The organism is Bradyrhizobium sp. Kon10 (genome assembly GCF_055807395.1).
On sequence record NZ_JBVVOZ010000005.1, the window covers coordinates 122556 to 133934 of the forward strand.

Sequence of the window (11379 nt, forward strand, 5' to 3'; positions counted from 1 at the left end):
CAATACGACAATCGGGTCGCGGCAAGCGTTCTAGCCGACAGTGGCCGTCGAGGCAAAACGGACGTGCATGCGCGTGGACGCAGCTTATCTATGGAGCAATAGCCGCACCAGTTCGGCCTGCCGGTTCACGCCCGTCTTGTCGAAGATTTTCGACAGATGGCTGCGCGCGGTTCCGTCGGTGATCCCTAGCCGTTCCGCCGTCGCTTTGCGGCCGCCGCCCTTGACGATCTCGAGCGCAAAGGCGGCTTCTGCACGAGTGAGGCCGTAACGCGTGCGCAAAGCGTCGAGTCTTGATCTCGCGTCCGGCTCGGGGTCGGTGATGAGCACCATCGCGCTCGATCGCCAGCCGGAGGCAAGCGGCACCGAACTCTCCGCCCAATCTGTGCCGACTGGCGTCACCTGCACGTGCAGCGGCATGCGGCCTGGATGCCGCCGCAAGCTCATCTCGCCGCCGATGCGATCGGGATGATCGATGCTGCACGAGCCGATCAGTGATTGCAGAGAGCGGCCGTCTTCGCTGTTGATGGCGCTCAGCGCGCCCGCCTCAAGCACGATGCTGTCGGCGGCATCGAGCCATTCGCGCGCCCGGCGATTGACGAAGATCGGGCGAGCCTGAGCGTCTGCGAGAACGAAGCCGTGGTCTAGCCCATCCAGTCCCGCCAGCGCGGCGCGGCCGGTGACGTCGAGCTGGTGGGTACGCCGCTGGATGGCAACGGCGCGTACGAGATGCTGCGCCAGCGTCGCAAACAGCCGCCGTGCGTTATCGTCATATGAAGGCAAATTGGACGGCCGATGGCTGGTCAGGATGCCCGTGGCGTTATGATCGACCAGCAAATTCGTCGTCAAGGGCTCGGTATCGAAGCCGGCTGGCTGCCACCATTCGTTGTAGTAGTCGGTCGCGGTGAACTCATCGCGTGTGATGAAGTCGCCGATGGTGAAGACCTCGCCCGGCGTCCTGCCGATGCCAAGCGGCAACAGGGGATTGCGCGGCGCCCAGCCGAGTAGCTCTTGCACGCGGTCGGGGTCGATGCGCGGCGACACCAGGCTGGAGAGGCCGTTTGCGGGGTCATAGACACCGAACAGGATGCGACCGCCCATCGCCTCGTCGATGCGCGTCAGCACACTTTCCCAGCGGCTTCCGTCGAGCGCGGCCTCGTAGATGGCGCCGATGAGGTCCAATACGGAGTCGTTGGAAATATCGTCCGTCCCCAAGACAAATGCCTTAAAATGCAATGAGGCATCTCAGCGCAGCGCCGCGCCAGGGGCAAGGACAGAAAAGCGGCAGTCGAGCCGATGTTGCCGCAAAGCAGCGCGGCATCGGGAATCTGAGGTTCGCGAGTGGCGAAGGCGAGGTGCAATGCTGAATTGCAAGCATATTGCGGGATGTTGCTGCGATGTCTCACTCCTCAAACATTCAGGTCGAAAGGCCCGCTTTCCCTCCGATCTCTGACGAACGTCAGATGCGATCGTCCTGCGGCTTGGAGAAGCTGCCCGGAGCGGTAGGTCAATCGACAGAATCGGGCCGTCCGTTCGAGGGGCTCTCATGTACGCGCATCGGCGTCACCACACTATTTTTGGGGCACTTAGGCGCCTGTCTCGTAAGGCCGGCTTGCTCGCCAGCAGCATGCTGACCGGCGTGGGTGTGCTGGGTGCCGGTGCGGTGCTCTACCCTTCGGCAGCTCTTTCTGCCGACTACGCCGCCGGCGGCGGCGTGATCAACGCGCCCAGCGGCAACGCGACAGCGGTTGGCAGCGAGGCCACCACGACCGGCTCCGACGCGACGGCTTACGGTGCGGGCAGCATCGCGAGCGGAGAGGGCGCGACGGCGACAGGACATGTCAGTCAGGCCAAAGGCATCTCCGCGACCGCAACGGGAGAAAGCAGCATCGCAAACGGCGCCTACGCGACGTCGACGGGACAAAACAGCTTTGCGAACGGCACGTTCGCGACCGCAACTGGACAGGTCAGCACCGCAGACGGGACCAACGCGACGGCAACGGGACAAACCAGTGATGCCAACGGCACCAACGCGACCGCGACAGGCCAAGCTAGCTTTGCTAACGGCACCAACGCGACGGCGACGGGACAGGCCAGCACCGCCAACGGCGCGGACGCGACCGCGACCGGTAGTCTAAGCAAGGCAAATGGCTTTGATGCAACGGCAACAGGTATTCAAAGTTCTGCAAATGGCACCTTCACGACTGCGACGGGCGCCCAGAGCGTCGCCCACGGCGACAGCGCGACCGCGACTGGCCAAGGCAGTTTCGCAAATGGCGATTTCGCGACCGCGACTGGTCAAGGCAGCAACGCAAACGGGACCAACGCGACGGCGACGGGACAAGGCAGCGTCGCGAACGGTGTGAACGCGACCGCGACCGGTAGTCTCAGCAACGCGAATGGTACCAACGCGACCGCGACGGGTGCCCAGAGCGTCGCCCACGGCGACAGTGCGACCGCGATCGGCCAAGGCAGTTTGGCAAATGGGGATTTCGCAACCGCGACTGGTCAAGGCAGCATCGCCAATGGCCTGACAGCGAGCGCGTTCGGCCGAAACAGCAACGCCACCGGCGACGCCACGACCGCGATCGGCCAGGGCAGCACGGCGAGCGCCACCGGCGCGACCGCGGTCGGTGCGGGCGCCACGGCGACCTTCGCCAATTCGACCGCGATCGGCGCGGGTGCGACAACATCAGCGCCCAACCAGGTCTCGATCGGCACCAGCACGAACACCTACCGCATGTCCGGCCTCACCTCGGCCGCGAGCCTTGCCGCACAATCCGGCCCGACACAGGTGGTGACAACGGATGCCGCCGGGCATCTGGCCGCCGCAAGCTTCAGCGGTGCGGATATTTCCACGCTGCAGTCCAACATCTCCACGTTGCAGACGCAGATGCGGCAGGCCTTCGAGGGCACCGCCATCGCCATCGCCATGGGCGGCTCGGCGCTGCCATCGGACAAGCGGTTTGCGGTCTCCACCAACTGGGGCACGTTCCGCGGCCAGAACGCCATGAGCCTGGGCGCCCAGATGCGCCTCAACCAGTATGTCGTGCTCAATGGCGGTGTTGCGGCCGGGTTCGCGCAAGGCGGCGTCGGTGGACGCGCCGGAGTGACGGTTGCGTGGTGATGGCGGCGTGCTGAGCGGAAAGCAACGGGCGTGGCGGGCGTTAATGCTTGCGGCTGCGCTGATCGCGGCGGCCGCCGCCGGTCATGCGGAAACACCTCCGCCGGCGCCAAAACCAGCGCAGATCGACCGCAACGGCGTGCTGATGCTGGTCCGTTCCTCGCTGCTCGCACTCGACCACGCCAACAAGACCGGCAATTACACGGTGCTGCGCGATATCGGCGCGCCCGGCTTTCAGGTCAACTCGGCGGCGCGGCTGGGCGAGATCTTCGCCAAGCTGCGCAACGACAATCTCGACCTCTCGGGTGTCGCCGTGATCGATCCGCAGCTCAATCTACTGCCGCAGATCGAGGCCAACGGACTGATGCATATGGCGGGCTTCTTTCCCTCGGTCCCGAACCAGGTCAATTTCGACCTGGCCTTCGCACCGGTGAACGGACAGTGGCGGCTGTTCGGGATCTCGGTCTCGATCGGACAGAGCGGGCCGGCGGCGCCGACCGCGCCCGAGCCGCGTGTTGAACAAAAACAGACTCCGACAAATCCCAGCAAGCAGCCAGTGGCGGCCGTCAAGCCCGCACCGGCGAGCAAACCGCCGGAGAATGCGCCGAAATAGACGCAGCAACGCGGCCTGACGAGCGAGAAATGCTACCCGACGAAGCGCTGAAATCGATGAAGGTGATGTTCGCGACGCCGTGCTACATCTCGGCGGTCAGCATGCATTACGTCACCAGTATCTTCGAGCTGACCCATCACTGTAACCGGTTCGGGCTGCAGTGTATCCTGCACATGCATTCGGAGAGCCTGATCACCCGCTCGCGCAACAAGATGGTGCTCAAGTTCCTGTCCGACGAAACACTGACTCATCTGTTCTGGATCGATTCCGACATCGCCTTCACGCCGCAAGCGGTGTGCCGCCTGCTCCTGATCGATCGTGACGTGACCGCCGGCGTCTATCCGATGAAGAACTTCAACTGGCCGGAGGGTGGCCTGCCGGCGGCAACGACCCGACAGCAATTCGAAGATCGCTACACCGAATATCCCTTCAACCCGATCGGACATGGCGCCGAGCGCGTCAGCACCTATGCCGATGCCGATGATTTCGTGGAGGTGGCGGAGGCGCCGACCGGTTTCATGTGCATCAAGCGCGACGTGTTCAGGCGGATGATGGAGCACTATCCCAAGCTGAGCTACGTCCCGGACGGCCCGCCGAACAATCCGCTGGCGCATCTGCACTGGCTTTTCTTCGACTGCATGATCGATCCGGAGTCCGGCCGCTATCTGTCGGAGGATTATGCGTTCTGTCGCCGCTGGCGCGATATCGGCGGCAAGATCTGGGTCGACCTGCAGTGCAAGTTGCTCCATCTCGGTCAGCATAATTTTTGCGGCGACCTCGAAGCGAGCCTGAAGCTTCAGGGCCGCTGGTGAGCCGGGGCTGCCTGAATGGCCGAAGCGGCTCAGGTGCTGAGCTCGTGAGAAAAAAACGGCTGAGAGCAGGATGGCCGGGGGACGGCCCTCAGGCTGTCCCGGTTCCATTTTCACGATCAACGTCCGGCGCCTTGAGATCCCGATCCTTGTCGGGCAGCGGGTCAGCCTGAGACTTCAGATCGGCAGCCTTGCTGATCAGCTTGGCCGAGAGCTCCGAATCCGAGGTGGTTCTGGCGAATTGGAGAAGGAGAGAGGCTTGCTTGGTAAGGTAGGTCTTGCCCAACACGATGATGCGTCCGTCCGTAGAAGTACCGACGGATTGAAGAGTCCGGAGGCCTGCATTCCGTTCCCGGAACTCTGTATAAAAATGCACAAAGTGATTTGGTTCCTCATTCCGAGCCAAATTAGTTCCGGGAACCGCCGCACCTAACGCCCTTCACGACGTCCGCGGTCAGACTCCCAGCGCCTTCAGCGCATCGCCGACATCGCGGGGCGAGGTCACATGCACTGCGGTCAGCCCGCGGGCGCGCGCGCCTTCGACATTCTCGGCAAGGTCATCGAAGAACACGATGCGTTGCGCCGGCACGCCGATTGCGGCCACGACGTGGTCGAAGGCTTCCGCATCCGGCTTGCGCAGGCCGATGCTGGAGGACAAATACAGCTCGCGGAAATGGCCGAGCACGTCCGCATATTGCTTCGAAAAATAGTCGATATGCGGCCGGTTTGTATTGGAGAAGACATAGAGCGGCAGATGCCTGGCCGCGCGCGGCAGCAGTTCCGCGATGTTAGGCATCTCGCCGGCGAAGATTGCGTTCCACCCTTCGAGGAACTGCGCATCGGAAATGCGGATCCCGAGCGAGGCGCGCAGCGTCTCGAAATAATCCTCGTCGCTGATCTTGCCGACCTCGTGCAGCCGGTAGGCTTCGCTGTCGCGCACATAGCGCATGACGATGGCCTCCGGCTTGCAACCGGCATGTCCCGCCCAGCAGGCGATCGCCTTGGAGAAATCGATATCGAGCACCACGCGCCCGAGATCGAACAGAAGCGCATCCGCGCTGCCGGGAGAGAGCGATGTCATTGCTTTCCTTTGCACCTCAGTGTCTGTAGTTGGCGGTCAGTACCGGTAAGGCTCGTGGTCAAACAGCGGGAACGCGCTGAATACGCTCGGTGCGTTGGTGGCGGTTGCCGGATGCAGGCAGGACTTGTTCACCTCGGCGAACGAGGTGGCCCCGAGCAGGCCGAGACAGCGCAGCACCTCGTCCTCCAGCAGTTCCAGCATGCGCGTCACGCCGGCTTCACCCGCCGCCGCCAACGCCCAGCATTGCAGCCGGCCGACGCCGACGAGGTCGGCGCCCGCCGCGATCGCCTTGACAATATCGGTGCCGCGGCAGATGCCGCCATCGACCATGACCTTGGCGCGGCCTTTCACGGCGTCGACGATCTCGGGGAGCACGTGCATGGCGCCGCGGCCGTGATCGAGCTGCCGCCCGCCATGGTTGGAGACGTAGATCCATTCGACGCCGTGATCGACCGCGATCTGCGCGTCCTCGGCGGTCGCAATCCCCTTGAGGATCAGCGGCATCTTGAACTTGTCTTTGATCATCTTCACGGTCCGCCACTCCAGACCCTTCTGGTAGTCGCCGCCGGTGGCGCGCAGGCGGCTCTCGCGCACGTAGCGCTTGGCGATGTCACGCTCACGACGGCTGTAATGGGCGGTGTCCACCGTCAGGCAGAAGGCGGCATAATTGTGCTTCCCGGCCCGGCTGACGACATCGGCGACGAAGGCATCGTCCCCGCGGACATAGAGCTGATAGAGCCGCAATGCATCGGGCGCGGCTTCGGCGGTCTGCTCCAGGCCGGGCTCGGACACCGAGCTCAACATATGGGCGGCCCCGAAGGTGCCGCAGGCGCGCGCCACGCTGGCGGCTCCGTGCGGGTCGAAGATTTCCAGCGCGCCGACAGGGGCGAGCACGACCGGCAGCCGCATCTTGCGGCCGAACTGCTCGACAGAGCCGTCGACCTTGCGCACGTCGCGCAGCACGCGCGGGCGGAAGGCGATCTCGTCCAGGGCCATGCGGTTGCGGCGCATCGTGGTCTCGGTCTCGGCGGCGCCGACGATATAGTCCCAGGCGTTCTGGTTGAGGTTGGAGCGCGCCTTCCGGATGAGTTCGTGCAGGTTCTGGAACGGCTCGTCGCTGGAGCCAAGTTCGACATTCCTTTGCGGGATGCGGGGCGCTTCGTTCATTGTTGTCCTCCCGAGAATTTGAAGCCTTATGTCATCGCCTATCCCGTCCGGAGCTGCAAAACCATCCTAATATCGCATAGCTGGAGGGCGCGAACGGGCAGGCCGATCGCTCCCGCGGCGAGACGGTTTCGGAACGTTGCCAAAAGTTTAGGCCGGGGCGAGGGGGATTTTGACAATCTACCCGCCAGCGTGGCATGCCGGCCTTGAAGAAACCAGAATGATATTGTGAGAACCGGGATGGATCGCCATTTGCATGGCGCCTCCCAAGCCCAAGAGAACCGCCAAGCAAAAAGGCCAACCATTCCATGCGGAAAACCCTGCTGTTCCCCCTGGGCGCGCTCACCGGAGCATGCCTGACCCTTCTGGTAGCCAGTCCGCACGGCGGAGTCTGGGCGGCTCGGGCGGCAGCGAGTGCGGATGACGCCTATTCCCAGCTCAATTTGTTCGGCGAGGTCTTCGAGCGGGTGAAGGCGAGCTATGTCGAGAAGCCCGACAATGCCAAGCTGATCGAAGGCGCGATCACCGGCATGGTGACCTCGCTCGATCCGCATTCGCGCTACATGAACGACAAGGCCTGGACCGAGATGCAGGAGACCACCTCCGGCGAGTTCGGCGGCCTCGGTATCGAGGTCACCATGGAAGACGGCCTGGTCAAGGTTGTCTCCCCGATCGACGACACGCCGGCTTCGAAGGCCGGCATTATGTCGGGCGATCTCATCAGCAAGATCGACGGCGATGCCGTGCAGGGGCTGACGCTCGAGCAAGCCGTCAACAAGATGAAGGGCCCGGTCGACACCAAGACCAAGCTCACCATCGTGCGCAAGGGCGCCGACGCTCCGCTCGACGTGGCGATCACGCGCGAGATCATTCATGTGCGCCCGGTGCGATTCCACGTCGAGAACGGCGACATCGGCTACATCCGCGTCACCTCGTTCAACGAGCAGACCACGGACGGCCTGAAGAAGGCGATCGCCTCGATCTCGCGAGACGTCCCGCCGGAGAAGCTCGCGGGCTATGTGATGGATCTGCGCAACAATCCGGGCGGACTGCTCGACCAGGCCGTGTCGGTATCCAGCGCGTTCCTGCAGCGCGGCGAGGTCGTCTCGACCCGAGGGCGCAATCCGGAAGAGACCCAGCGCTTCACCGCGCATGGCGGCGATCTCACCAAGGGCAAGCCGCTGGTGGTCCTGATCAACGGCGGCTCGGCATCGGCCTCCGAGATCGTCGCCGGTGCCCTGCATGATCACAAGCGTGCGACCATCATAGGTACGCGTTCGTTCGGCAAGGGTTCGGTGCAGACCATCATTCCGCTCGGCGCCGGCAATGGCGCGCTGGCGCTGACCACGGCCCGCTACTACACGCCGTCGGGCCGCTCGATCCAGGCCCAGGGCATCGCGCCCGACATCGAGATCCTCCAGGATGTGCCGGCCGAGCTGAAAGGCCGGATGGACACCATGGCGGAATCCCAGATGCGCGGCCATCTCTCGGCCGCCGAAGGCGCCGAGCAGACCGGCTCGCAATCCTACGTTCCGCCTGAAGAGAAGGACGACAAGGCGCTTCATGCGGCCGACGACTTCCTGCACGGCGTCACCGTGAATGCGGCGGCTGCGAAGCCGGCGCCGAAGACGACGGTACCGAACTAGCCTTTGCCGCGATGCGTCGCGCTCCCTCGTCCCGCAAGCGGGGCGAGGGGGGCACGGAGAGCTCCTCGAGAGACCGAACTGATGCTAGCCCGCCTCGCGGCGGCGGCCTTGATGGGCGCCGTGCTGGGCGAGGCGGCTGCGATGCAGCGCGAACAGCTCCAACACCTTGTCCGCCGGTTTCGCGGCACTGAACAGATAGCCCTGCATCTCTGTGCAGCCGAGCGTGCGCAGCAGGCGCTGCTGTTCCTCGGTTTCGACGCCCTCGGCCGTGGTCGCCATGCGGCGGGCGCTGGCGAGATTGACCACGGCCTGCACGATGCTGGCGGAGCCGTCGGGACCCGCGATGTCGCTGACGAAGCAGCGGTCGATCTTGATCTTGTCGAACGGGAAGCGGTGCAGGTAGCTCAGCGACGAGTAGCCGGTGCCGAAATCGTCCAGCGCGATGCGCACGCCGATGGCACGGAGCTCGTGCAGGATCGCGAGCGCCGTGTCGTCGTCGCGGATCAGCACGGCCTCGGTGATCTCGAGCTCGAGCCGGCTCGCGGGCAGGTTTGAGGCGGCCAGCGCCGCCATGATCTTCAGCGCCAGCGTGCCGCTCTTGAACTGCACCGGCGAGACGTTGACGGCGAGGCGGATGTCGTCGGGCCAGGTCGCCGCATCGCGGCAGGCGGTCGCCAGCACCCATTCGCCGATCTCGTTGATCAGGCCGGTATCCTCCGCGATCGGGATGAATTCGGCCGGCGAGACCATGCCTCGTTCGGGATGGCGCCAGCGCACCAGCGCCTCGCAGCCAGTGATGCGATCGTCCTTCAGGCTGAGGCAGGGCTGGTAATAGACCTCCAGACCGTCATGGGAGATGGCGTGACGCAGATCGATTTCGAGCTGACGCCGTTCGCGGACCTTGGCGTCCATCTCCGGCTCGAAGAAGCGATAGGTGTGACGTCCCGCGGATTTGGCGGCATACATCGCCAGGTCCGCGTTCTTCAGGATCTGGTCCAGCGCGGTGCCGTGCCCCGGCGCCAGCGCAATGCCGATGCTGGCGTCGGCGGTGAGGTGATGGCCCATGCAATCGAACGGGGTGCGAATTGCCGCGAAGACACGCGCAACGAGGTCGTTGACCTGGTGCTGCGACGTCAAGCCACTCTGTACGATCGCGAATTCGTCGCCGCCGAGCCGCGCCACGAAATCCATCGGACCCGTGCAACGGCTGAGGCTTGCGGCAACCGACTTCAAGAGCTCGTCGCCGACGAGATGGCCGAGCGCGTCGTTGACGCCCTTGAACTCGTCGATGTCGATATAGTGGACCGCAAGCTCTTCGCCGTCGCTCAGCGCGAACAGCTCCTCGCGCAAATGTTCGTGGAACATGGCCCGGTTGGGCAGGTCGGTCAGCGCGTCGTAATGGGCGAGGTGAGTGATGCGCTCTTCGATGCGTCGGCGCTCGGTGATGTCCTCATGCGTCGCCACCCAGCCGCCGTCACCGAGAGGCTCGTTGAGGATCTGGATCGAACGACCGTCGCTGGTGTCGACCACCATGGAGTTGCGCCCATGGACGTCGCGCAGCACCCGCGCGACATACTGATCGACGTCGCCCGTGAACGAGCCTGTGGCTTTGCGATGCGCGATGATGTCGTGGAAACTGCACCCCGGCTTCACGATCTCGGCCGACAGTCCGTACATTTCGATGTAGCGCTGGTTGCAGATCACGAGATGTTGCGACGCGTCGAACAACAGCAGCCCTTGCGTCATGTTGTTGACGGCGCGGTCGAGCCGCTGCTTCTCCAGCATCAACCGCTCGCGCGAGAGACGATGCTGCTCCAGAAGTTTGCGCACGATCGCAATCAGCACGCCCGCGATCGCGAGCGCGGAGGCGCCGGCGACCGAAATCAGGATACCGATCTGCTCGCGCCAGTCCGCCAAAGCGGCCGCGCGCGTCGTGGTCGCCATCATCAGGATCGGGAAGTGGGGCAGGGCGCGCGCGGAAATCAGCCGGTCCTCGCCGTCAACCGGACTGGTGAGGCGCCCGGCGAAGTGATCGAGCCCGAAAACGCGTTGCTGCTCGAACGGGCCGGTCTTGAAATTATGTCCCATCAGGTCGCTCGAATGGGGATAGCGGGCAAGCAGCGTGCCGTCCCGGTGCAGCATCGAGATGGTGGCGCCTTCGCCGAGCACCACGGTTTCGAAGAACTTCTCGAAACCGGCGGGCTCGATGCCGCGCCCGATAGCCCCTATGAACTCGCCATTGGGGCCGACGATCTTGCGGACGATCAGGATAGTCCATTCCCCGGAGACGCGGCTGTGCAACGGCTCGATCAGCATCTCGGGCGAATGGGGATCATATCGGAAGGTGCGGAAATAGGCGCGGTCGGCAACGTTGACCTTCGGAGCCGGCCAGGCCGTCGACGAATTGATCAAATTGCCGTCGGCATCGATGATGTTGACACCGCCGATGTAAGGCAGCGCCTCGATCTTCGAGCGCAGCATGCGATGGATGTCCTGGCCGGACAGCCGATTGCGATAGTCCTCGGCGTTTGTGATCCCGCTCGCGCGAACATGGTCGATGAAATCCTTCTGGATGACAGCGAAGTCCTGCAATTGCTGATCGAAATGTTGGGCGAGCAGCAGCACGGTGTTTTCCAGCTCGCGGCCCGAGTTGCGCAGCGCGCGCTCGCGGAAATTCTGTGCCATCAGCACCGCGCCGACGGCGATCGCCGCAATCAGGAGTGTGCCGCCCACCACCAGCCAGCGGATCGGTCCGCTGCGCGCGAAGGCCTGTTCAAAAAGGCGACTGCCGTACTTCGTCTTCATGTCGATCGATGCCGCGCACACGTCAGGGTCAACTTCCGGCCCTGGAAACATCCGTTGGTTTACGGGAACGATGTGGAGGCGAAGTTAGCAAGCTGGGTTAATGCGACATGAACTGAAATGAGAAAAATCGATCGACGGGG

At 63.9% G+C, this 11379-nt stretch carries 9 protein-coding genes; 4 read left to right on the plus strand and 5 right to left on the minus strand.

Translation table 11 applies throughout. The features are described 5' to 3' along the window. Window positions 1–84: 84 nt before the first annotated feature. Window positions 85–1212, minus strand: a complete 1128-nt coding sequence (locus AC0L2O_RS09965; protein WP_473369601.1) for a helix-turn-helix transcriptional regulator — start codon at window positions 1210–1212, stop codon at window positions 85–87. A gap of 397 nt (window positions 1213–1609) precedes the next feature. On the opposite strand from AC0L2O_RS09965, the gene AC0L2O_RS09970 reads away from it, so the two are divergent. Genes AC0L2O_RS09970 through AC0L2O_RS09980 form a run of 3 tightly spaced genes read left to right on the plus strand, consistent with a single transcriptional unit; the run spans window position 1610 to window position 4546 of the window. Next, entirely contained in the window at window positions 1610–3124 is a 1515-nt protein-coding gene (locus tag AC0L2O_RS09970; RefSeq protein ID WP_473369602.1) for a YadA-like family protein, read from the plus strand. 43 nt (window positions 3125–3167) lie between these two features. Then, window positions 3168–3734, plus strand: a complete 567-nt coding sequence (locus AC0L2O_RS09975; RefSeq protein ID WP_473369603.1) for a hypothetical protein — start codon at window positions 3168–3170, stop codon at window positions 3732–3734. A 29-nt stretch (window positions 3735–3763) separates the two neighbouring features. Then, window positions 3764–4546 carry a hypothetical protein gene (locus AC0L2O_RS09980; protein WP_473369604.1) on the plus strand — a complete coding sequence of 261 codons (783 nt, stop codon included), beginning with the start codon at window positions 3764–3766 and terminating at the stop codon, window positions 4544–4546. Between the two features lie 88 nt (window positions 4547–4634). Here the strand turns inward: AC0L2O_RS09980 and AC0L2O_RS09985 are convergent, their stop codons facing one another. The 3 genes from AC0L2O_RS09985 to AC0L2O_RS09995 all read right to left on the minus strand — a co-directional run bounded on the left by AC0L2O_RS09985 (window position 4635) and on the right by AC0L2O_RS09995 (window position 6791). Next, window positions 4635–4832 (minus strand): hypothetical protein, encoded by a 198-nt coding sequence (locus tag AC0L2O_RS09985; protein ID WP_409188612.1) that lies wholly within the window; start codon window positions 4830–4832, stop codon window positions 4635–4637. A gap of 165 nt (window positions 4833–4997) precedes the next feature. Continuing rightward, window positions 4998–5624 (minus strand): HAD family hydrolase, encoded by a 627-nt coding sequence (locus tag AC0L2O_RS09990; protein WP_473369605.1) that lies wholly within the window; start codon window positions 5622–5624, stop codon window positions 4998–5000. A gap of 36 nt (window positions 5625–5660) precedes the next feature. Beyond that, window positions 5661–6791, minus strand: a complete 1131-nt coding sequence (locus AC0L2O_RS09995) for an alpha-hydroxy acid oxidase (protein WP_369723445.1) — start codon at window positions 6789–6791, stop codon at window positions 5661–5663. A 305-nt stretch (window positions 6792–7096) separates the two neighbouring features. On the opposite strand from AC0L2O_RS09995, the gene AC0L2O_RS10000 reads away from it, so the two are divergent. Then, window positions 7097–8434: a S41 family peptidase gene (locus AC0L2O_RS10000; protein WP_369723446.1), complete on the plus strand. Its 1338-nt coding sequence runs from the start codon at window positions 7097–7099 to the stop codon at window positions 8432–8434. Window positions 8435–8518: 84 nt separating this feature from the next. Here AC0L2O_RS10000 and AC0L2O_RS10005 read toward each other — a convergent pair whose 3' ends face one another. After that, complete coding sequence (locus AC0L2O_RS10005) at window positions 8519–11239, minus strand: bifunctional diguanylate cyclase/phosphodiesterase (RefSeq protein ID WP_473369606.1); 2721 nt, start codon at window positions 11237–11239, stop codon at window positions 8519–8521. Window positions 11240–11379: the final 140 nt, after the last annotated feature.

What these genes read in the sequence shown, in the direction of transcription:
- AC0L2O_RS09975 (WP_473369603.1), top strand. Translation starts at nt 3,168, where the DNA reads ATGCTTGCGGCTGCGCTGATCGCGGCGGCCGCCGCCGGTCATGCGGAA.
- AC0L2O_RS09980 (WP_473369604.1), top strand. Translation starts at nt 3,764, where the DNA reads ATGCTACCCGACGAAGCGCTGAAATCGATGAAGGTGATGTTCGCGACG.
- AC0L2O_RS09990 (WP_473369605.1), bottom strand. Translation starts at nt 5,624, where the DNA reads ATGACATCGCTCTCTCCCGGCAGCGCGGATGCGCTTCTGTTCGATCTC.
- AC0L2O_RS09995 (WP_369723445.1), bottom strand. Translation starts at nt 6,791, where the DNA reads ATGAACGAAGCGCCCCGCATCCCGCAAAGGAATGTCGAACTTGGCTCC.
- AC0L2O_RS10000 (WP_369723446.1), top strand. Translation starts at nt 7,097, where the DNA reads ATGCGGAAAACCCTGCTGTTCCCCCTGGGCGCGCTCACCGGAGCATGC.
- AC0L2O_RS10005 (WP_473369606.1), bottom strand. Translation starts at nt 11,239, where the DNA reads ATGAAGACGAAGTACGGCAGTCGCCTTTTTGAACAGGCCTTCGCGCGC.